Genomic DNA, 22251 nt, shown 5'->3' with positions numbered 1-22251 from the left:
TGTATACTAGAGTTATTAATGAAATAGGGTGGTGTAATCATGAAACAATTACGAGAACATCAATTTTTAAGTACTTTTATTATGTTTACGATTTCGTTTACTTTAATATTTGATTCAATTATTTATGGTATGCTGTTTGGGTTATGTTTTGCTCAAGCATTTAGTATTAATAAATCAAGACATGACTAGGGACAGTATATAGGTAATATATCAACATAGAAATGAGTTACTATTATGAATCATCAAAAATGGATTAGAGCATTAAAAACATTTCGTTTTATTTTAAAAATAGTCGTTTTCATCATTGTAATTTATTTAATCGGTAGCATGATTTTTAGTTATGAAATCATTGATGTTGGCTTTTCTTATAATAACCTCATATTCTTTTTTATTATAGTTGGAATATACGCATTACCGGTTATTTACTTTGTTTCAATAGTTATCAAGTATCTATTTTCTCTTTCTTCGGCCAAATGAAGTAGCTGATTGTGATGATAAAATCGATGATGAGGACAAACTTCCATATACGTATTACGCCCATTAAATTATTCAGAGACGATGGATTGTTTGCAACAACCAGCATCAGGTAGATAAGCCCATATGCGATAAGAAATGCAATGATGTGTTTAAAAAAACTCTTTAAGTATTGCTTTGCATATTGGTTTCCGTATATTTTAGGGCGAGGTGTTTCTTTTAAGTATAATACTCTAAATTTTTCATCTGCCCAATTGATAAAGTCTTTACCAAATACAATTGAAATAGCAATGTATACAGCAGCGATACCATGTGTAATTTCTGCTGTTCCACCTTGGTGTAGATTGAATGTTGCAGCGATAATTAAAAACAGGTCAACTAGTATTGTACATGATAATAATAACACACTTAATTTTTCTTTATGAAATATATATCTTGTTACTAATCCGAGAACTATGAACACCCAAAATAGAATTTCAGCTGCAATGATTAATGTTATGATGATACTCATTTTACTCACTCCATCCATGATTGAATTTCTTCTGTTATGATTTGTTCTACTAAAGTGTTTGATAATTGTTTCGGCTGATAAAGTTTATGTAACGCTAATCCATCAATTAAAGCATGCAGTTTTGTGATGGCTTTTTCTTTGTCGATTGAAGGCTTTATTTTATTATTTTGATGCAAGAGTTCAAATGATTTTTGTACTAATACGTAGATTTCATCACTCATCGTATTTTCATTAATTGTGCTATTTTCTTCTTGTACCGCCAACCACACGATCATATCCGCGGTTCTTTTCTTATCGAGTGGCATTGTTAGTAATATTGCATCGACAATTCTTTTTTCAAGAGGTATGTTTCGGTCCATAAATATTGATTTGATATTTGATTCAATTGATTCAGTAAGCATATTTAGTATTTCTGAAAGTAATGCAGACTGATTTGGAAAGTAATATCTGATTTGGCCAGGTGTCATTTTCGCTGCACTGGCTATACTTCTAACAGATGTGCCTTGTTTACCTAGTTCCTGTATATTATGATAGGCAATTTCTAATATTAGTTGCTTTTTAGCTTCATGATTTACTATTTTCGGCATCGTCAATCTCCTTTTTAACACATATGTATTAAAATAATATAATCTTATTTTAATACATATGTGTTAAAAAAGAAAATAATATGATATGGAGTTCAGTTGAATTATGTTTTTAAGAGTAGGTATTGAATTACTTCCAATGTGATGGATATTAATCACTTCATCGTTCAGAATTTGAGCTAATGCGATCTTTTCATTTTGTAACATATTTGGCCATTCAGAATTATACGGGACAACCTCTAGTTTGCGTATTGGAGACATCCAACTTAAAATTGATTTTTATAATATAATACAGCAACATTTATCAAAAACAAATCGCAAGTAACAGTTACAATATTTATGAGGTGATACATATTGAGTCAGGATAATATCAATCAAATTATTGAACTTGTTGAGGAAAACTTATTAGAAAATTATACGTTAGACGATTATGTAAAGCGCACAGGTTATTCAAAGTTCCATTTGATGAGAATGTTCAAGAGAGCGACTGGTTATACATTTTATGACTATATAATAAGTAGACGTATTGCTTATGCTTCACAATATTTATTGTATACCGATATTAGTATTATCGATCTGGCTTTTGTACTGAACTTTCAATCTCAGGAAGCTTTCTCGAGAAGGTTTAAATCAGTGTACGGATTACCACCAGGTAAATATCGAAAATTGATGAGTGGATTAATAAATGATAACAAGGAGGAAGTAGTGATGACTTCAGAACATATTAAGGGATGGATATTGACTGGGACTGCGCCACATCTTTATGAAACCGTATTGGATACAAAGGTATATCATAGTGGACACCAATCAGCTTTATTATCATCTAAAGATAATGACGCAACGTATAATGAGAACACTTTCGGAACCTTAATGCAAAGTATTTCTGCAGAATCTTATAATAAAAAACGTGTGAAATTTTCAGCATTTATTAAAACAGAGTCAGCAGATAAATGTGGATTATGGGCTAGAATTGATGATGCTAAAAACGATGTAATGCAGTTTGATAACATGATGGATAGAGCAATTAACGGAACAAATGAATGGAATTATTACTCTGTCGTATTAGATGTAAATGAAAGTGCAGCATCAATACATTTTGGAGTTTTATTATTAGGTAAGGGTAAAGTATGGATTGATCAATTTAAATTAGAAGAAGTCGATGAAACAATACCATGTACTGATACGTTAACAAAAGCACAAGATCTGCCATCATTACCTATAAATTTAGACTTTGAGGATATGTAATATGAATAAGATATTGAAATTTAGGGTTTTAAATCTTTGTATTGCTTTAATATATTTAATACTTCTTTCAAAATTCTTATATTGGTTAGGTCATTATATATTTGATTATGATATACATTTGTTTGAATTTATTAAAATTCCCTATGCGAATACTTTAAGTACTATTGTTTTAGTAGGATTGGTAATTTTTCTAGAAAGTTATAGTGAAACTTTTGAAGAAAGTAATAGTAGATGAATTAATAAACTTATAAAAATTGGAATGCATGTATTTAATATATCAATGCATTCCAAATTTTTTTGCATAATTATCTTTTATAAATAATATATTCTTAATACTTTTTAATATACATAATTTGGATGTATATTAAAAATATAAAAACTGAAATGAGTTATTATGAATCATCAAAAATGGATTAGAGCATGAAAAACACTTTGCTTTATTTTAATAATAGTCGTTTTCATCATAGTCAGACCTTTGATAGAAGTGAAATAATAAAGGACGACGAATAAATATTGAAAAAAAAGCAACCGCGACTTGATTTGTCACGGTTGTTTTTATTAACAACGTTCTACTGTAATTTTAAAGCCGTCGACAATGAATTCTAACTTTTTCTGCTGCATGTGTTCTTTATTTTGTACTCTAGTATCATTAGCCTCAGCTTCGATCTTACCTAATTCCTGTTCCAGCTCTCGAATTTTGTAAACCTTATGCATATTCGATGCATAACTGTTCGGCTTTACCTGTCTTTGTTCGTTTAAATCTGCAAGTACATCTGCTCTCGTTCTCATATAAAACACTCCTCATAAAATTTTTACAATAAAAATAAGCTCATCTTAAAGAAAGAAGAGCTTGAGTAAGAACTTCTTATCTTTCAAGATTACATCTTGTTGGAATTAGCACAGTGCATACGCCTGTTGCTGAGGTTTCATAGGGCCAAGTCCCTCCACCTGCTCTGAATAAGATACGAGCTATTTTTTTGTATATTTATTATAACATATTTTGTTCTTGTTGTGTTTAAATTTCGGCCTTATTAAAGCGATATATACTTAATATAATACTTAACAATATGATCATTATTGTGATGATGATAGGTGTAAACATTTGGCTAAATACAGTTTTTTCAATCATTATATCTGTGTTTTTCTGGATGAGTTGTAATGGTAACTTATCTTTAATGTGTTTAAACATGCTAAGTATGAACATCATGACAACGATTAACAGTATACCTAACATTACAGCAATATTATTCTTGAGCAAAGTTGATAAAAGCATAATAATACTAAGTAACATTACTCCGAATAACCAGCTCATCATGTAAGCGGCGAGTTTATAGGATCCTTCGTTATTGAAATAATATAATGTATAAGAATATTGGATGAGCGCACCTATAATGTATGCGATTGTCCAGATGATTGTACTGATGATCCATTTAGAAAGTATAATGTATTTTCTGCTTAAACCTTTTGTAATTAAATTGAGCAATGTTCCTCTTGATAATTCGTTTGTTAAAATACCGCTGAACATAATTACTAATATAATGAGCCCTATTTGATTGATATTTTTGAAAAATTGAATATATGAATCTATATAGGTAGCTTCAGGAATATTAAAGTCTTTCACTGTTGAGGGGAGAGCATTCTTTATAATGTCTGGCATTATAATGGCTGTGAGAGGACTCATAATTCCAAGTATCATGAATACGATGATAATAGGTATTAATTTATTTGTGCGTATACTCTCAGTCCATTCTTTTTGAAGCATAATCATTAGCTGATTCATGATGTAACCTCCAAATAAAGCGTTTCTATATTATTATCGATACGCTCGATATATTCTGGGTAAATTTGCAGCATATTTAATTTTTCATATAGTGTCTGCATGGCCGAATCATTTGATGATATGAATGTATACTGACCATCAATCGTATAATCAAAATATGGGCTTAGTTTTTCTTTTTCTGTTTGATTTATCTTTAATTTGAGTCGAATTAATGGTGTTTCAAAGTTAGGTTTTAATGTATTGATATTAGTTATTTTATTATTTGCTAGGACTATGACTTCATCACATATGCGTTCAATATCTGTCAGGATATGAGTTGAGAAGATGACAGTGGTACGATGTTTAATGCGTTCTAATATATCCAGTATTTCTTGTCTTCCTTTCGGATCGAGCGCACTCGTCGGTTCATCACAAATAAGAATTTCTGGATTATGAATTAATGCTTGAGCAATACCAAGCCTTTGTTTCATGCCACGTGAATATTTAGTGATGCGAATATTACAGTCATCTAAGCCAACTTCATTGAGTAGGTCGGTAACACGTTGATTGACTTCATCTCGTTTAATAGAAGTGATTTTAGCGCATAGTGTCAAATACTCTCTTGCATTCATATAGTGATAATACTCAGGTACATCTGATAAATATCCTATAAATTTATTTGTGGGTGTTTCACCATAAGTTACAGGGAGATCATTAACTAATATTTGCCCTGAATCCAGACGTAAAAGTCCTAATATCATTTTTATCGTTGTTGTTTTTCCTGAACCATTCGGACCAATGAAGCCGTATATTTTTCCAGTTTCAAAACAATATGATGCATCTTGAAGAATGACTTTATGAGCAAACTTCTTGTTTATATGAATTAATTTTAGAATACTCATTGATATTCCTCACTGACTAAATAAGAAATTGGTCCAATGATGTTAACGAATATTATGATTAAAATCCATGATGCTTTATTAAGGTTTTTAAAAGAGTCACGTTTAATAACTTTGACAAGTGCGAACAACATTAAAATAACTTGTAATATTATCAATGGTATTAGAAATGGCAGGTAATCACCTAATACAGTAATATCAGTATTCATTATTTTTCCTCCTTTATCAGTTGCTGAAGCTGAAACTCAATATTTTTAAAATCTTGATTCTCACGTAAGTTATTGAAATGAGGCAGTTGATACAGTGTCTGTAGCATCGTATTCTTTATATTTTCTTTATCAATCGGTGCAACGATTCCTGTCGGAGTATCATTTAGCCATTCATCTATAACATCGAAATAGTCATCTCCGTGAAGGTAATATTCCTGTATCAAGCTTCTGCAGTTTGCAACGTATTGTTTTAAATAATTGATTGAGCGATTTGTATCTTTTGACGCATAGTGCATTGCTGATAATAAATTAAAGTTGAGTGCAGTATTTGGATGAAGTGTGTTGATATTAAAACTTTGAACAATTGCTTCAGCTCTCTTAATCGTTTCCTCTACCTGATCTGTTAATTTAAATTGGATCAGCATGTTGAGGTGTGTGATAAGAATAATGAGTTGCTGATATATTTCAGCTTGTACAACAATTTTAGCTTCTTTTATTCTTCCTAATCGTAAATAACTATGTGCGAGTAATAATTCTTCACCAAGTTTATATGGTCGGTCATGGATTAAAGACACAACATTTTCATAGTCTTCAAGAATGGTATAGCAATTGGCTTTGAGAAAAATCGCATGGTTAATCATATTAGGATTCTGACAATTATAAATGACGCGGTCTGTGTATTGAATGGCAAGACGGATGATATCATCACGTTTCTGTGATAGAAATGCATGGTTTATTAATACTTTAGATAGCATAAGAATTGTGCTGTAATCATTCGTATAAGATTTAAATAGTTGTTCAATTTCTGAAAGGATAGCATCAAAATTATCTTTATTGATTCGACTTGTTAATGATGCATGCAATTTTTTAATTTCATTTTTTTCAAGATATGGAGAAAATCCAATAAGCTCATCAACTGAAATATCGAATAGATTTGCTAAGACTGGTAAATATTTTATGTCAGGATATGAAATGCCATTTTCCCATTTTGAAATTGTTGCTTTCGTTAAATTTAAGTAATTCGCTAAATCTTCTTGTGTAAAATCTATTTGTTTTCTGAACTTCAAAATATTTTGATTAATTTTTATCATATGCTTCCCTCCTTACCTTCATTATATAGTCAACGAAGATATATTAAAATTTCATATCCGTTTACTTTTCGAATTGAAAGTATCGTGTATAGATATTTAATGAATTTGAAGTTTAACAAATATTGTAATAAACTATCGATAAAGGAGTGATTTCATGCCATCTATTAAAAGTGCGGGTTTTGATATTTTAAATAAACAGCTATCGCCATTCATGCAGTTTGAGAGTCAGTACCGTGTTCGATTTTACGAACCGCGTTTATCGTATTTTAAGTATAGAAGATTAGTGGATCATATCTTCGATGGAGATGTTAATCTATTATATTTATCAAGTGGCTATAAAAAACGTAATTTCAGATTATGGACAGTATTGAATTTTACTAATTATCAGGAATATGATGTGGAGCAAAATCACTATGATCTAGTAGTGAGAATGACAAATATTAATCATCTAAGTAAGTCAGAAGCAGTCAACTATATCAGATATACGAAGGTAAAAGAAAATTATCCATTTATCAGTTATTTGTATAATGATGAGACTTTCGTAAGGCTGAGTCCGTTCTATATTGATGTCATCTCTCTGGATACGTCATTGATTGAATGGATTAAGCACGAGTTTGAACGAGACATTGCACACGACTTTGATATCGATGAGGTGATCACGGAGGAAGAGTGGTACGGTGAGGCATGAACTATACAGTGAAAATTTATAAAACCTATTAAATATTTGATATCCATCTATAAAATTGCGAATCCAATATGAATATGTTATTATCTTGTTAACGAGGATATCTTTCATAGATACACCAACCCCCAATTCTGTCCTACCAGAAATGGGGGTTTTTTGTGGGCTTTAGTCATCTACTTATCCTGAATTTATCGGTTAAAATTTATTAAGTATTATTGAAAACGATGCGTATATATTAATGTAAAAATTAATAGTAACAGTAATGAATAAAAAACTGTTTTACCTGTATATTTTTCTAGAATCGCTTTATAAATGAGTGTACTCACTAAACCCATTGCTGCAAAATCCATAACATATTCAAACATTGGGATAAATATTTTAATGATTAAAGCAATTCCTAACATTCCCAGGAATATGTTTTGTACGGTTTCGGTTTTTTCTTTCTTTTGTTCCTCAATCATTCCATAACCTTCTTTCTAATATAGAATATATATACAAACACACTTAAGAAAAAGTAGTAAAATGCACATACACCGAGCCCATCGAAATATGCTTCTGACAAACTTCTATTACCTATCGCTGCAAATATGAGACTACTAGCGACCCATACAATTGGTATGATAATAAAGTTAATTAAAAATAGGATCTTAACCACTATTCTGACGCCTCCTAACAGTATTTTCTATATTTTAACAAATAATTTATAAAAACTAAATTTTAGTCTATCTTTTTCGTACAAGTTGATTATAATAATAGTAAAATATATTATTCTGGAGGAAAAAATGAAGCACCTAAAAATTTTTACTATTTTATTATTATTGTTTTCAATTTATCCGGCATCTGAATCACATGCCATTTCAAAGAAAATTCCAGTGAAGTATGTATCAGTCGTTGATGGTGATACTGTACGTGTAAAACAAGGAAATAAAGTAATTACATTACGTATGTTACTGATTGATACACCTGAATCTAAAGATCCGAAAAAACCTGTTCAGCCATATGCAGTAGAAGCGGGGAAATATTTAGACAGCTATTTACGTAATGCGAAACTAACAATGCAGTATGATAATAACCAAAAAAAAGATCGTTATGGTCGCCATTTAGTTTATTTATATGCGAATAACCGTTTAGTGAATGACGAAATGGTACGTTCAGGCTATGCGCGTGTTGGTTATATTTATTCTCAGAAATATTATTTGAACGCTCTTAAGAAAACGGAGTCGATTGCGAAAGCTAAGAAGCTTCGTATTTGGTCAATCCCTGGATATGTGAATACGAGGGGAGAAGGGTTTATTTATAACCCGAAGAAGCCTGTCGTGAAACAAGCGCCGAAACCTGTAGCGAAAAAAGCAGTTGCGAAAAAGCCGGCAGCAAAAAAGACAGTTACAAAAGCAGGCTATCCAACATCTAAGTATCGTAAAGGTGCACCGAAATCATTTAAAAATTGTACTGCAATGAAAAAATATTATCCATATGGCGTAACAATTCATCATATTTCATATGCGAAAAAGCATGACCGTGACAAGGATAAGTTAGCTTGTGAAGCAACGAAAATTTCATACCAAGCATGGATGAAAAATAACTAAAATAAACCAGCACTCGGAGTGAAGTGCTGGTTTTTCATTATATTATTCACTTTTAGCTGCATATCGTTTCGGTTTGAATGTCCAGTATGTAAACAGGCGCATTACATACTCAAGCGGACCGTATTTAAATCGCTTAACATATAACGAACTCACAATCATCTGGATAATATATACTCCGATAATTATTATACAAGGTATTACAAAGTCGCTATTCCCAAAATACTGCATCCCGTATCCATAGCATACAAACCCAAGAACGATTAACTGAATGACGTAATTCGTAAATGCGAGTCTGCCGGTAGCTGCAAATGCGTTGAAGAGCATTTTGTTTCCGCATTTTAAGTAAACGATATAGAATGCAGACATATAACTGAAGCCAAGCATATAAGAACTAATACTACCTGCAATCATTAAGAACGTACTGTCTGGCATTGATATCATGAGTGCTTTATAAAGCAATAATATCGGCATAATATAGACGAATATTTTTTTAGGTCTCGTGATACCCGTTTCAAAGTAACGTATATTCTCAAATATGATCCCTGTTATAAATAAAGGTAATAACGAGAATAATAATACCGGCAATACGAGTAAAATCTGCGTATCGCTATATGCAAGAAATGGATCATTCGTATCGAGCCAGAATGCATTGCGCTCATCAAATGTTGCTTTAGGGATAAGTTCTTTTTCTTTATGTAAGTATTCCATCTGCGCATCTGACATCTCCTGTGCCACTGGTGCAACTTCTAATGATCTGAAAAGGTATGGGTTAGATGCTATCGTTATAATGAGGAGTAGGATACAAATAAATATAGTGCGTACTAAAGTTTTAACACTACGTCGAATTAAAAAGAGCAGTATAAATGTAATCAACCCAAATGCATAAAGAATATCGCCGTTATATAGAAACGACATGAATGTTACACCAATTATAAAAATAAACAATCCTTTTCTGAATACTGCAAGCTTACCGCTTTTTCCCGAGTTGTACATATGATCGCTCATTTTTTTTATTCCAAATCCATAAAGTACAGCGAATATCGGAAGAAAGCTTCCTTCAATAAAGAGATGTACAAAATAAATAAATGATTTACTCAGTGCATCCATTTCATAAAAATCCGGAAAGCTATCACCGTAATATCCATACTGGAATATAATTAAGCTTGAAAGTGCAACACCAAACAGGCTCCAGCCTCTTAAACTATCTACTACAGTTAACCTTTTCATCTCATACCCCTTAATATGTTTGATTAAATTATAATCATAATATGTAATAATGTAAATATGAGGTAATTTTTCTGTACGGTTTTTTTGTTATGATAATGTAAATTAGGGTAATATTAATTATTAAATTAATAAAGGGTGATTATGATGTTTAAAAAAGAGAATCAAAGATTTAAAAATATAAACGCATCAACAGGTAAAACGTCTAAAATGATGTCAAACTATATTGTTGTTGATGAGCAAACAGGTGTACAGTATTTGTTCAGTGCAATGGGATATAGTGGTGGCATGACGGTGCTCGTTGATAAAGATGGCAAACCAATTCTAGCAGATGGGTTTAAATAGAATATGCGTATACAGAAAAGTGAAAAAATAGGTATTAGTATATTTTCAGCGGTAATTGCTGGGTTTATTATATTAATGGCAGCTGAAGCTATAAATAACGCTAAAATGAAGGATCGTCATATTAAAGTGAACCACACTTATAAATCAGCACTTGATAAACAGATGAAAGCACAAGCTGTTCATTCAAACGGTATAGAATGGAAAAGTGCGACACGTAAACAGATTGATACGTATATGAATATTGAGCAACTCAAAAAAGATAAGGAACAGCGCTATCAGTTTTTAAATTTAAGTAAAACACAAAAGGTTCATCCGAAAACATTGAATAAACTTCTTAAAGGAAAAGGAATATTAAGTGATCATGGAACAAGCTTTGCACGTGCTTCAAGATTGCATGATGTGAATGAAATTTATTTAATTAATCATGCTTTACTAGAAACAGCAAAAGGTAAAAGTGAATTAGCACGTGGCGTAGTTGTAGATGATAAAGGAACGGTAGGTAAAGGTAATAAGAAATACTACAATTTCTTTGGCATCGGCGCTTATGATCACGATCCGATTAATGAAGCGGCGAAATATGCATATCGACATGGATGGGATACGCCTGAAAAAGCAATCGTTGGTGGTGCGTACTTTATTAAGAAAGACTTTTTAAGTGATACAGCACAATCTACATTGTATGGCATGCGTTTTAACCCGGAAAATCCAGGACAACATCAATATGCAACAGATGTGAGATGGGCGCACCATAATGCACGTACAATTGCTAAGGATTATAAGAAGTTAGGGTTAAAAGGGGAGTACTTTACGACATATGAATATGCGAAGTAGCATTTTATGTTGAGTGAATGTCCACACATCGGCCATTCGAAACAAAATTCATCAATAAAAAAGTAGTGCAGCAATTACGCTGCACTACTTTTATTGTCCTGCCTGGCTTTTTTTTAGTTCTTCTATCGTTTGTGGTTTTTTAGCGCCTTCAGGAATGTCTATTGATTTTACTTGATTGTATTTATCGTAAGTTGCAATCGTTTTCGTCTGCATTGTTCTATCTTTTAATTTCAGATCGATGTCAGTTTTTGTTTCAGTCATCATATAATCTTTATTAAATGAAATTGTCGCACTACCATTAATATCTTTTAACTGATCTTTCATTTGTGCGGTAATATCTTTTGAACCAGTCGCTTCACTTAATTTCTTGAACTCATCAAGACCTTTAAATGATTTTGTTATCTCAAACCCGTTAGAAGTTTCTTTAACTGTACCGTCTTTGTAAGCGTTCAAAGTATCAAGTGCAGAATTATAATCTAACTGATCGAGTTGTGTCTTTACGTCTGCACCCATAGCTTCAGTTGCATCAACGAAAATCTTTCCATCTTGCGTTAAAACGATTTTTTTATCGAATATATATAATTCCATCGTTTTATTCGCCATATCCATCGTAATTTTAGTTTTATCAGATTCATCAACTGACATATCCATCTTCACAGTGTTTTTATCACTGCCTGACTGCATATCTGTCGTTAAGTTCGCATGATAACTTTTAACTGAAGCACCACGCTCCTGCGCTTTTTCGATTAATTTTTTAGCTTCAGTGTTATCAGCTGTTTTTTCTGTTGATTTCGATTCTGTCGTCTTCGATTCCGTCGTCTTCGTTTCTGCCGTTTTAGTCTCTGTTTTATTCTCTTCGTTCTTTTTTGTATCATCCTGTCCACATGCTGCAAAGATTAACGTTGAACCTAATAATAGGGGTAGTAATTTCGTTTTCATATGTATCCTCCATAACTTTAATACTATTAGGTTATCATAACGATAAAAAATAGACCAATAAATAGAAAAATGACCGAATAATTTCGGTCATTTGAATGTTATTCATTTAAATTAACAGGTGCCTGATTTAATTTTTTACGCTTTGTCGGATCAAGTCTTCGTTCGATAAATCCGAGTATAATATCAGAAAGTACAGCCATCAGTGCAGTAGGGAGAGCACCTGCAAGAATAATGGACGTGCCGTCTGTTGCGTTCGTGCCTCGGATAATAATATCTCCTAAACTTTGTGCACCGATAAATGAACCGATTGCTGTTACACCGATTGCGATTACGAGTGCGATTCGTATACCGGCGATAATAACAGATAAGCTAAGTGGTAATTCAACCATCGTTAATAGCTGGCGTTTCGTCATCCCCATACCACGTCCTGCATCAACGATATGCTCGTCTACTGCTTTTATACCTGTATAAGTGTTTTTTATTATCGGCAGCAGTGCATATAGGAAAACAGCCATAATAACGGTAGTTTTACCTAATCCCATTGCAAGCATAAGCAGTGCAAGCAGGGCAATTGCTGGTATCGTCTGTATAATATTCGCTATTGATATTACTGGTGTTACGAGTCGTTTATGTCTTGCAATCCATATACCGATTGGAATACCGATTATAGCAGCAAGCACAACGCCGTATATACTGATCAGGAAGTGCTGCAGGAAGAGCTGGAACACATAGCCTGCGTTATCATTGAAGTAACGAATAAATTGTTCGAATGTACTGAGTTGTTCCATTACTTCGCACCTCCTTTAAAGTAATGATGTTCTTTTAAGTATGCTTCAGCGACAACTGCAGGTTCTTTCAAGTTATTATCTACTTCATAGTTCAGTTTCTGCATCTGTTCTGTAGAAATCTGACCTTTCATTGATTGTAATATTTTTTTGATCTCCGGGTCTTTTTTTAATAAGTCGTTTGAGGCAACGGGGTTCGCATCATAAGGTGGAAAGAATTGCAAGTCGTCTTTTAATACGACAAGGTCATAACTTTGAATACGTCCATCTGTCGTATACCCGAGCACGACGTCCATCTTTCCTGCATTTACTGCTTCATATACGAGACCAATCTGCATCGGTTTCGTATCCTTGAAGTCAAATCCGTATGTTTTCTTAAACGCTTCAAATCCGTCACCTTTACGTTTCATCCATGATGAGTCAACACCTGCTCGTAACTTATCTGCAACGTGTTTCATATCACTCACTGTTTTTAAGTTATATTTCTTTGCTGTTTCTTTCGTTACCATAAATGCATACGTGTTTTCAAATCCATATGAATCAAAATAGTGCTGATCAAATTTATCTTGGAATCCTTTTACAACGACGCTTCTTGCTTTCTCTGGATCTGTAATTGGATCTTTACCGAGCGGTCCTGTTAAATCAGTACCAGTGTATCGTGCAGATGAAATATTCGCATCGCCGCGCATCATTGCCTGATGTACAACCGTCCCTGAACCTAAATTATTAATCAGTTCAACTGGATGATCTGTTTCTTTTTCTACGAGAATTTTAATCATATGTGCAAGAATCTGACTTTCTGTCGTATAAACCGATGCGATCTTTACTGTTTCGCTTTTATTTGTATTACCACAGGCGCTAAGTAACAGTACAGCGCAAATTATCATAATGAGTTTCTTCATTTTATTTATCCCCCTTTGAAACAAGTAATCCGTTTGGGGTCGTAAGTTTTTCGACGTAATTTAATATAAAGTCTGTTACAAGTGCAAGAATTGTTACTACGACTGCACCTGCAATAATGAGTTTCGGTTGATATAAGTTAAGCCCGTTAAATATAAAGTCTCCGAGTCCGCCAGCACCGATATAAGAGGCAAGTGTTGCCCAGCTGATTGCATAAACGGCTGATAATCGGATTCCACTCATTATAACTGGTACTGCAAGCGGTAATTGAACCATACGCAATACTTGGTTTTGCGTCATCCCCATTGCGCGACCTGCTTCTTTTGCGTCTTTATTAACTGACTGAATGCCGAGATACGTGTTGTTTAATATCGGTAATAATACATATAAGAATAGCGCGATAACAGCAGGGACTGTACCGATACCGAAAAATGGAATCATCATTGCTAAAATTGCAAGAGACGGTACGGTTTGCAGTACGCTCGTAATCGATAAAACAATTTTCGCAAGTTTCTCAGACTTTGTAAGCAGTATGCCGAGCGGCACAGCAACGATAATCGCCGCTAGCAGACTGAGGAGGGAAATCGAAATATGTTCCAAAGTTTTTTGTAATAGCTCAGCTTGGTTTTCCTGTAAAAACGTCAGCATATTATACCTCCTCGATTTCTTCGCCCCAAATTGTGTCATACACAATATCGACTAAGTTGGCACGTGTAATAACACCTAAGAGCTTATCTTGTTTATCAAGGACTGGAATCAGTCTGATGTTACGTTTTAATATTGTACGCACCGTATCCTGAAGGAATACGCCTGAACGTACGAAATAAACGTTTTGGTTCATAATGCGTGATAAACTTAAATGTTTCTTCGCTGCTTCAGATAAATCTTCAATATCGACATATCCGACTAATACGTTATTGTTATCTGTAATAAGCAGCGTATCAACACGGCGTTCACGCATAATTTGAATGGCTTCACCGATTGTTTTCTCAGCAGTTACTGAAATTGGTTTTACCATTGCTTCGTCAACTGTTTTTACATTCGGTGTCGTCTGAATTAATCTGTTCTCACCGATAAAGTCTCGTACAAAGTCATTTGCTGGATGTTTCAGTATGTTATTCGGTGTATCTAATTGCACGACTTCACCATGACTCATAATGACGATGCGGTCTGCAAGTTTAATCGCTTCATCCATATCGTGTGTTACCATAATAAACGTTTTGTTGAATTTAACTTGAAGCTCTTTTACGAGATCCTGCAGTGTATCACGCGTTAACGGGTCCAGTGCACCGAAAGGTTCATCCATTAATATAATATCCTGATCTGCTGCAAGTGCACGGATAACACCGATACGTTGCTGCTGACCACCTGAAAGTTGAGATGGATAAAGGTCAAGGTATGATAGGGGTAAGTCTACGAGCTGAATTAATTCTTCAGCTTTTTTCTGTTTTTCTTCTTCTGACCATTTCAAAAGCTTCGGAACGAGCGTAATATTTTCACGAATTGTCATATGGGGTAGTAACCCAATTTGCTGGATAACATATCCAATCTTTCTACGCAGTTGTACGGGATTTAAATCTTTAATGTTCTTCCCGTTCAGCGTAATTGTACCGCTCGTTGGATCAATCATGCGATTGATCATACGCATGGCTGTTGTTTTACCGGAACCACTCGTTCCGATAAAGGCGATAAACTCACCTTGTTCAATCGAAATGTTTAAATCAGATACGGCTTTTTTACCGCCTTTATAAACTTTCGATACGTTGTTCATTTCTAACATGTCGTCACCTCATAAAAAAATTTTTAGAAAATATATATGTACTAAGTTTGTGTACCCTATTTTTTGATAATATATATATAAGGGAGTGAATAAAATGAAAATTGCAATTATTGGTGCAGGTATTGGTGGCATATCTGTACTTAAATACTTACAAAAAGAAAAAAAGCTGAAAGCCGAAATTACAGTTTTTGATGATAATCAATATATGGGGAATGGGCGTGCATTCCAATATGACGATCCTGAACTGTTAATGAACTATCCAGGTAATCTTATTAGTATGAAACCGAATAAACCGCAGGACTTCGTCGACTGGGTAAAAAAGAGTAATGCTGATATGGACAAACATTTAGATGATGCAGAGAATGTTTCAGGGAACCAATACTTTTCGCGCCAACTTTTCGGGAAATATATGCAAGAACATTTCGAGAAGTTTGCAAGTAAAGGTAACGTATCTATTATAACAGAACATGTGAGAAATGTTGAGTTTCTTAATCAGGAATATGTTATTTCAACTCAAAATGAAAAATATTCTTTCGATGCTCTGTTTATTTCACCAGGACAATTCGGCCCGATGGATCCTTATCAGTTAACGGGGACGCCAGGCTATATGAAATGGCCATACCCGATGCATACGCTTGAAATTGAGGAGAATAAAGACTATGCAGTTATTGGCACAGGTTTATCGAGTGTCGATATCGCGCGCTATTTTATTGCTCATTCTAATAATAAACTGCTGCTTTTCAGTCGTGATGGGCAAGTACAATCCGTACGTGGTACGATGCACCAAATTTCATTTAAATATTTAACGCTGAAAAAATTAGAAAAAGTTAAAGCGAAAAACAATGGTTTTATACCACTTGAGGAACTTGTGACGCGTTTTAATAAAGAATTAGATGCGTTAAATATTGACCTTGAAAAATTAAAAATTAATCGCCAAAATCCAGTACGTGCGATGACGTTTGATCTGAAAAATGCTGAGCTTGTAGGACTGATGCAATCTGTCGTACTGGAAATCGTACATATTGCTTCATATATATGGCCGTTTATGACGCGCAGTGATAAAGCAATATATTTGAATAAATACGCACACATTCTTGATGCGTATGCCAACCCGATGCCAGAAGGAACAGCTGCTGAACTGCTTGAAGCGATAGCACGCGGTCAAATTGAAATCGTAAGCGATATGACTGATGTAGCATATAAATATAATAAATTCAGAATCTATACGAAAAACGATGAGTATCGTGTACATTATGTTATTAATGCGACAGGGCCGGCGAAACATTTCAAGGATGCGGTTGAACCGAATCCATTAATCGCAAATTTATTGAATCAGGATCTGCTTATTGAGCATCCTGACGGTGGTTTTTATGTGACACCTATTGATAACCGTGTAATATCAAAGGATGGGGTGCTTCAGAACTGTTTTATGCTCGGTCAGAAAACGTCAGGTGTGAACTTCTTAAATAACGGAGTAATGGAACTGATAGATGAAGGTAAACGAACAGTCAGTGCATTAGCAAATAGTGTTCAGGAGGGGTAATGATGTATACAGTAAGTGATGAATCATTATGGCACGGGAGAATAGACGATAAAGAAAATCGTGATCATTTTAGAAACTTTCAGGCTGTCGATGTCATTGATGCAACCGGAGATTTAACAGAGCGCTATGACGTTGGGATACTCGGGTATGCAGTGGACCGTGGGGTACATATGAATCAAGGTAGAGTAGGTGCGAAACACGGTCCGGATGCTGTAAGAACGAAATTCGGAAACTTACCTTTAATGAAAGATATTTCAATTGCGGACTTTGGCAACGTGTCAACAGATGAACCGTATGTTGAGGCCGTTCAAAAGGAATATGCAGAACTTATCAGTAAGACGAATGACTATGCTAAGTTTCATCTCCTCATTGGCGGTGGTCATGACATTGCCTATGCACACTTCAAAGGGTTAAAAGCACTCTATCCGGATCAGACAATCGGTGTGGTTAATATTGATGCACACTTTGATTTACGTGACGCACAATATGCGACAAGTGGCACTGGCTTCAAACAAATATTGGATGAAGATGCAGATGCAGGTTACCTCGTACTTGGGCTGCAGGAAGTGGGCAATACACAGTATCTCTTTAATGTCGCTGAACAGTATGATGTGAAGTATGTGCTGGCAGAAGATATCGATTATGATACGACCGATGAAATTATTCAGTCATTTATCGAACAGTATGATGTTATTATGCTGACATTATGTTTAGATGTGCTGGATAGTGCGTTTGCACCCGGCGTAAGTGCGCCATGCAGTTTCGGATTAACACCACAGCAAGTGGAACGCCTTATCCGAGAAGTTTTATCATATGGAAAGACGCGTCACTTAAGTATTGCTGAGATGAATCCGGAGTACGATATTGACGGCAGAACCGCAAAGCTCGTCGGTCATATTAGTTTTCATGCGGTGCATCGAAATCCCAATATTTTATAAATGAATCGATAAGAGAAAGGACTCGTTTTGAGTGCTTTCTTTTTTTATTGTAATTAATGTATATTGTGCGCTTAATATTCGGTCTTATCGCGATAGCGTTCAAGTGCGACGCGTTATTTGACTGATAATAAATTTTAGGTATAACAGCATATCCCATACGTGCATGTACATAGTTCAGTGCTGTTTCAAAGCGATCGACTTCAAGCACAATTTGAGGTCTTATATTATGTCGCATAAAGTAGTCGTTTAAATGTTTGCGTACTTGAAACGTATCATTCGGTAATATAAGCGGCAAATCATGTAGCTGTACGGTCTTCTGTTTATTAAACGTATCATCTGGTGCAACTAATATGTAGTCTTCACTATAAATTGCATGTGAAATAATATCGTCATGCACAATTTGTTCGTTAGAAAGTGCGATATGTACATCATAATTCGTAATCGCCTTCGTAATCGCTGGAGTACTTAAAATTTCACGAATCATATAGTGTTGGTCCTCATAATGATTACAGTGCTCACGTACAACTACACTGACCCATTTACTCGTAGACTCGAGAATTCCAATTTTTATTTTAGGGTTATTGCTGTAGTTTAAGTCGTACATATTTTCTACCGTCTGATGATATTTATGGACAATTTCTTTCGCATACTGATAGAAGAGGATGCCGCGTTCTGTAATTTTTACTTCTTTCGTACTGCGCATGAGCAGTTTATATCCGATTTCGTTTTCCAGCTTTTTAATGGCAGCCGTTAATGAAGGCTGGCTAATATGTAAATAATTACTTGCTTTCGTAAAACTACGATGTTCTACGACGGCAATATAATATTCGAAATGTAGTATTTTCATAACGTTTCTCCTTATTTTATAGTTTAAAACTATTAATAATTAGTTTATTCATATTAGATAACTATATAATATCAGACTATAATGAAAATGTATTCAGAAAATTGAATTAATTTGGAGGTGGCCATGTGTGGAAGTTCTTCGTTTATAGCTTTATCGGAATTTTCTTTTTCTTTGTTCCTATAACGATTGGAGAAACGAATACGATAATGATTGATCATCTCGTTGGATGGGTGAAGCAGTTTTTTGCGCCGGTATTACCGTATTATGCACTCGTATTAATTTTTATCGGAGCAATTTATCCATTTATTAAAGGAACGTGGAATAAAAGTTTTACAGATTTATCATTTTCAATGTTAAAAGTACTCGGCGTAGTCGTCAGCTTGATGGTTGTATTTAACTTCGGACCGTCATTTGTACTGAGTAAAGACTTAGGACCATTTCTATATGAAAAGCTTGCAATTCCGTTAGGTGTTCTCATCCCAATCGGCTCGATATTTTTATCACTTCTAGTCGGATACGGGTTGCTTGAATTTATCGGTGTACTGTGCAGACCGTTTATGCGTCCTGTATTTAATACGCCGGGAAAATCAGCTGTTGATGCTGTCGCATCGTTCGTCGGAAGTTATTCAATTGGACTGATGATTACAAATAAAGTGTATAAAGATGGACATTATAATCATAAAGAAGCTGTCATTATTGCAACAGGTTTCTCAACAGTATCTGCTACATTTATGATTATCGTTGCGAATACACTCGGCATTATGGAGCACTGGAATTTATTCTTCTGGTTTACGCTCATTGTCACATTTATCGTAACTGCGATAACGGTTCATATTCCACCGATTCGATTTGAATCGACTGAAACGTATAACAATCAGCCATATAAAGAAGAAGTATCTCGTGGGACATCACTTTTAAATGAAGCGTGGCTGGACGCAAAAGATGCTGTAAAACAATGTAACAGCTTATGGGAAAACGTAAAAATCAATATTAAAGATGGCGTCGTTATGACGATGGCAATATTACCGTCAATTATGTCGGTAGGTTTGCTCGGACTAATCATTGCGAAGTACACGCCGATTATTAAATACATATCATTTATTTTCTATCCGGTATTATCACTGTTTCCAGGTATAGATGTTCCGGTGCTTGCTGAAGCATCAACGATATCTATTATCGAGATGCTGCTACCTGCTGCAATAGCACAGGAAGCTGACTTAGTTACACGCTTTACGACAGGTGTTATGAGTATTTCAGCAATTGTATTCTTCTCAAGCGTTGTACCGGTTATTTTATCAACGGATATAAAAATACCGATATGGAAACTCGTTGTTATATGGTTTGAACGTGTATTACTAACATTAATCATTACAATTCCACTTGCATTATTAATTTTTTAATTTATAACATAGGAGGCTATTAAAATGAGAAATATTAGAGCGAAAAAAGGGTTAGAAATCGAATGTAAAGGTTGGGAGCAGGAAGCGGTATTACGAATGCTTTATAATAACTTAGATCCAGAAGTTGCGGAGCATCCCGAAGACCTTGTCGTATACGGAGGTATCGGTAAAGCTGCACGTAACTGGGAAAGTTTCGATGCGATTGTGGACAGTTTACGCAATTTAGAAAAGGACGAAACATTACTCGTACAGTCTGGTAAACCAGTTGCTGTATTTAAAACGCATGATCAGGCACCACGTGTATTACTATCAAACTCAGTGTTAGTTCCGAAATGGGCGAACTGGGAGCACTTTAACGAACTAGATAAAAAAGGGTTAATGATGTATGGACAAATGACAGCAGGTAGCTGGATCTATATCGGATCTCAAGGGATTGTGCAAGGGACATATGAAACATTCGGTGAACTTGCGAACCAGCATTTCGGTGGAGATTTAGCAGGTACAATTACACTTACTGCAGGACTTGGCGGTATGGGTGGTGCGCAACCTTTAGCTGTAACGATGAATGGTGGGGTAGTCATCGGTATTGATGTGGATGAAAGCCGTATCGATAAGCGTATTGAAACGCGTTACTGTGATGTGAAAACAGACAGTGTAGATGAAGCGATTCGTTTAGCAAACGAAGCGAAAGAGAAAAAAGAAGCACTATCAATCGGTCTTGTAGGTAATGCAGTAGATGTGTATAAAGAGCTGCTAGACAAGGACTTTAAAGTAGATATCGTGACGGATCAGACGAGTGCACATGACCCGTTAAACGGATACGTACCAGTGGAATACACACTTGAAGAAGCTGTTAAAATGCGTAAAGAAAATCCTGAAGAAGTCGTTCGTCTAGCGAAAAAATCAATGGCGAAACATGTTGAGTACATGCTTGAATATAAAGCGCGTGGTGCAGTTGCATTTGATTACGGTAACAATATTCGACAAGTTGCATTTGATGAAGGTGTTAAAGATGCATTCAGCTTCCCAGGTTTCGTACCAGCATATATTCGTCCGTTATTCTGCGAAGGAAAAGGACCATTCCGCTTTGCAGCATTAAGTGGAGATCCGAAAGATATCGAACGTGCAGATGAAGAGATGCGTAAATTATTCCCAGACAATAAGAAATTAATGCGCTGGTTAGACTTAGCAAGTGAAAAGATTGCATTCCAGGGGTTACCATCACGTATCGCTTGGCTCGGATACGGTGAACGCGCTAAAATGGGATTAGCACTGAATAAACTTGTTGAAACAGGAGAAATCTCAGCACCGATTGTTATCGGACGTGACCACTTAGATGCAGGAAGCGTTGCAAGCCCGAACCGTGAAACTGAAAGTATGCAGGACGGCAGTGATGCAGTAGGAGATTGGGCAGTATTAAACGCATTGATCAACACAGCAGCAGGTGGCTCATGGATTTCATTCCACCACGGTGGTGGCGTTGGTATGGGATACTCATTACACGCTGGTATGGTCGTTGTGGCAGACGGTACGAAAAACGCAGAAGAACGATTACAACGCGTGCTTACAACGGATCCAGGTATGGGTGTAGTTCGTCATGTTGACGCAGGTTATGATATTGCAGTTAATGTCGCGAAAGAAAAAGGCATCAATGTACCAATGCTTGACAAATAATG

At 34.9% G+C, this 22251-nt stretch carries 27 protein-coding genes and 1 riboswitch; of the genes, 10 read left to right on the top strand and 17 right to left on the bottom strand.

Features of this window, described 5'->3' with window-relative positions; translation table 11 throughout:
- The first annotated feature begins 39 nt into the window (after window positions 1-39).
- Complete coding sequence (locus LAU42_RS08220; protein ID WP_224183137.1) at window positions 40-189, top strand: hypothetical protein; 150 nt, start codon at window positions 40-42, stop codon at window positions 187-189.
- A gap of 253 nt (window positions 190-442) precedes the next feature.
- On the opposite strand, the gene LAU42_RS08215 is transcribed toward LAU42_RS08220, so the two are convergent.
- The 3 genes from LAU42_RS08215 to LAU42_RS11990 form a co-directional block, all read right to left on the bottom strand.
- On the bottom strand, window positions 443-985 hold the full coding sequence (locus LAU42_RS08215) for a hypothetical protein (protein ID WP_224183136.1): 543 nt from the start codon (window positions 983-985) through the stop codon (window positions 443-445).
- 5 nt (window positions 986-990) lie between these two features.
- Window positions 991-1572, bottom strand: coding sequence for a TetR/AcrR family transcriptional regulator (locus LAU42_RS08210; protein WP_224183135.1), 582 nt, complete (start codon window positions 1570-1572; stop codon window positions 991-993).
- A gap of 63 nt (window positions 1573-1635) precedes the next feature.
- Window positions 1636-1830, bottom strand: coding sequence for a GrpB family protein (locus LAU42_RS11990; protein WP_224183134.1), 195 nt, complete (start codon window positions 1828-1830; stop codon window positions 1636-1638).
- Between the two features lie 93 nt (window positions 1831-1923).
- On the opposite strand from LAU42_RS11990, the gene LAU42_RS08200 reads away from it, so the two are divergent.
- Window positions 1924-2814, top strand: coding sequence for a helix-turn-helix domain-containing protein (locus LAU42_RS08200; RefSeq protein WP_224183133.1), 891 nt, complete (start codon window positions 1924-1926; stop codon window positions 2812-2814).
- 558 nt (window positions 2815-3372) lie between these two features.
- Here LAU42_RS08200 and LAU42_RS08195 read toward each other — a convergent pair.
- The 5 genes from LAU42_RS08195 to LAU42_RS08175 all read right to left on the bottom strand — a co-directional run bounded on the left by LAU42_RS08195 (window position 3373) and on the right by LAU42_RS08175 (window position 6772).
- Window positions 3373-3603, bottom strand: coding sequence for a hypothetical protein (locus tag LAU42_RS08195; RefSeq protein WP_224183132.1), 231 nt, complete (start codon window positions 3601-3603; stop codon window positions 3373-3375).
- A 73-nt stretch (window positions 3604-3676) separates the two neighbouring features.
- A riboswitch (SAM riboswitch) is annotated at window positions 3677-3778 on the bottom strand.
- Window positions 3779-3829: 51 nt separating this feature from the next.
- Window positions 3830-4594, bottom strand: coding sequence for an ABC transporter permease (locus tag LAU42_RS08190; protein ID WP_224183131.1), 765 nt, complete (start codon window positions 4592-4594; stop codon window positions 3830-3832).
- Window positions 4591-5475 carry an ABC transporter ATP-binding protein gene (locus LAU42_RS08185; RefSeq protein WP_224183130.1) on the bottom strand — a complete coding sequence of 295 codons (885 nt, stop codon included), beginning with the start codon at window positions 5473-5475 and terminating at the stop codon, window positions 4591-4593. Before LAU42_RS08185 ends, LAU42_RS08190 begins: the two co-directional genes overlap by 4 nt.
- Window positions 5472-5681: a PLDc N-terminal domain-containing protein gene (locus LAU42_RS08180; protein ID WP_224183129.1), complete on the bottom strand. Its 210-nt coding sequence runs from the start codon at window positions 5679-5681 to the stop codon at window positions 5472-5474. Before LAU42_RS08180 ends, LAU42_RS08185 begins: the two co-directional genes overlap by 4 nt.
- Window positions 5681-6772 (bottom strand): helix-turn-helix domain-containing protein, encoded by a 1092-nt coding sequence (locus tag LAU42_RS08175; RefSeq protein WP_224183128.1) that lies wholly within the window; start codon window positions 6770-6772, stop codon window positions 5681-5683. Before LAU42_RS08175 ends, LAU42_RS08180 begins: the two co-directional genes overlap by 1 nt.
- A 154-nt stretch (window positions 6773-6926) precedes the next feature.
- On the opposite strand from LAU42_RS08175, the gene LAU42_RS08170 reads away from it, so the two are divergent.
- Window positions 6927-7460, top strand: a complete 534-nt coding sequence (locus LAU42_RS08170) for a hypothetical protein (protein WP_224183127.1) — start codon at window positions 6927-6929, stop codon at window positions 7458-7460.
- Window positions 7461-7669: 209 nt separating this feature from the next.
- On the opposite strand, the gene LAU42_RS08165 is transcribed toward LAU42_RS08170, so the two are convergent.
- Window positions 7670-7918, bottom strand: a complete 249-nt coding sequence (locus LAU42_RS08165) for a hypothetical protein (RefSeq protein ID WP_224183126.1) — start codon at window positions 7916-7918, stop codon at window positions 7670-7672.
- Complete coding sequence (locus LAU42_RS08160) at window positions 7915-8112, bottom strand: hypothetical protein (RefSeq protein ID WP_224183125.1); 198 nt, start codon at window positions 8110-8112, stop codon at window positions 7915-7917. Before LAU42_RS08160 ends, LAU42_RS08165 begins: the two co-directional genes overlap by 4 nt.
- Before the next feature lie 127 nt (window positions 8113-8239).
- Here LAU42_RS08160 and LAU42_RS08155 point away from each other — a divergent pair, with 127 nt between their 5' ends.
- Window positions 8240-9043: a thermonuclease family protein gene (locus tag LAU42_RS08155; RefSeq protein WP_224183124.1), complete on the top strand. Its 804-nt coding sequence runs from the start codon at window positions 8240-8242 to the stop codon at window positions 9041-9043.
- A 42-nt stretch (window positions 9044-9085) separates the two neighbouring features.
- On the opposite strand, the gene LAU42_RS08150 is transcribed toward LAU42_RS08155, so the two are convergent.
- Window positions 9086-10270: a DUF418 domain-containing protein gene (locus tag LAU42_RS08150; protein WP_224183123.1), complete on the bottom strand. Its 1185-nt coding sequence runs from the start codon at window positions 10268-10270 to the stop codon at window positions 9086-9088.
- Window positions 10271-10411: 141 nt separating this feature from the next.
- Here LAU42_RS08150 and LAU42_RS08145 point away from each other — a divergent pair, with 141 nt between their 5' ends.
- Together LAU42_RS08145 and LAU42_RS08140 are read left to right on the top strand one after the other, a co-directional pair.
- Window positions 10412-10612 carry a DUF6440 family protein gene (locus LAU42_RS08145; RefSeq protein ID WP_420907959.1) on the top strand — a complete coding sequence of 67 codons (201 nt, stop codon included), beginning with the start codon at window positions 10412-10414 and terminating at the stop codon, window positions 10610-10612.
- Window positions 10613-10615: 3 nt separating this feature from the next.
- Complete coding sequence (locus LAU42_RS08140; protein WP_224183122.1) at window positions 10616-11443, top strand: N-acetylglucosaminidase; 828 nt, start codon at window positions 10616-10618, stop codon at window positions 11441-11443.
- A 90-nt stretch (window positions 11444-11533) separates the two neighbouring features.
- Here the strand turns inward: LAU42_RS08140 and LAU42_RS08135 are convergent, their stop codons facing one another.
- The 5 genes from LAU42_RS08135 to LAU42_RS08115 form a co-directional block, all read right to left on the bottom strand.
- Window positions 11534-12382, bottom strand: a complete 849-nt coding sequence (locus LAU42_RS08135) for a DUF6612 family protein (RefSeq protein WP_224183121.1) — start codon at window positions 12380-12382, stop codon at window positions 11534-11536.
- A gap of 98 nt (window positions 12383-12480) precedes the next feature.
- The gene (locus tag LAU42_RS08130; RefSeq protein WP_224183120.1) at window positions 12481-13170 is read right to left on the bottom strand and encodes an ABC transporter permease; all 690 of its coding nucleotides are present in this window, start codon (window positions 13168-13170) and stop codon (window positions 12481-12483) included.
- Window positions 13170-14069, bottom strand: a complete 900-nt coding sequence (locus tag LAU42_RS08125) for an osmoprotectant ABC transporter substrate-binding protein (protein WP_224183119.1) — start codon at window positions 14067-14069, stop codon at window positions 13170-13172. The genes LAU42_RS08130 and LAU42_RS08125 overlap by 1 nt, the downstream gene beginning before the upstream one ends.
- Before the next feature lies 1 nt (window position 14070).
- Window positions 14071-14715, bottom strand: a complete 645-nt coding sequence (locus LAU42_RS08120) for an ABC transporter permease (RefSeq protein ID WP_224183118.1) — start codon at window positions 14713-14715, stop codon at window positions 14071-14073.
- A gap of 1 nt (window position 14716) precedes the next feature.
- Window positions 14717-15847, bottom strand: coding sequence for a betaine/proline/choline family ABC transporter ATP-binding protein (locus tag LAU42_RS08115; RefSeq protein ID WP_224183117.1), 1131 nt, complete (start codon window positions 15845-15847; stop codon window positions 14717-14719).
- A gap of 94 nt (window positions 15848-15941) precedes the next feature.
- Between LAU42_RS08115 and LAU42_RS08110 the strand changes: the two genes are divergently transcribed.
- Together LAU42_RS08110 and hutG are read left to right on the top strand one after the other, a co-directional pair.
- Window positions 15942-17390, top strand: a complete 1449-nt coding sequence (locus LAU42_RS08110) for an FAD/NAD(P)-binding protein (protein ID WP_224183116.1) — start codon at window positions 15942-15944, stop codon at window positions 17388-17390.
- Window positions 17390-18328: a formimidoylglutamase gene (gene hutG / locus LAU42_RS08105; protein ID WP_224183115.1), complete on the top strand. Its 939-nt coding sequence runs from the start codon at window positions 17390-17392 to the stop codon at window positions 18326-18328. The genes LAU42_RS08110 and hutG overlap by 1 nt, the downstream gene beginning before the upstream one ends.
- Here hutG and LAU42_RS08100 read toward each other — a convergent pair.
- Window positions 18288-19175 (bottom strand): LysR family transcriptional regulator, encoded by an 888-nt coding sequence (locus tag LAU42_RS08100; RefSeq protein WP_224183114.1) that lies wholly within the window; start codon window positions 19173-19175, stop codon window positions 18288-18290. The genes hutG and LAU42_RS08100 overlap by 41 nt on opposite strands.
- Before the next feature lie 125 nt (window positions 19176-19300).
- Between LAU42_RS08100 and LAU42_RS08095 the strand changes: the two genes are divergently transcribed.
- Window positions 19301-20575: a YjiH family protein gene (locus LAU42_RS08095; RefSeq protein ID WP_224183113.1), complete on the top strand. Its 1275-nt coding sequence runs from the start codon at window positions 19301-19303 to the stop codon at window positions 20573-20575.
- A 24-nt stretch (window positions 20576-20599) separates the two neighbouring features.
- Window positions 20600-22249, top strand: coding sequence for a urocanate hydratase (hutU, locus tag LAU42_RS08090; protein ID WP_224183112.1), 1650 nt, complete (start codon window positions 20600-20602; stop codon window positions 22247-22249).
- Window positions 22250-22251 lie beyond the last annotated feature (2 nt).

The organism is Macrococcus armenti (genome assembly GCF_020097135.1).
GTDB lineage: Bacteria > Bacillota > Bacilli > Staphylococcales > Staphylococcaceae > Macrococcoides > Macrococcoides armenti.
The sequence above is the reverse complement of the archived record's forward strand: the minus strand, read 5'-3'. Positions and strand labels throughout refer to the sequence as shown.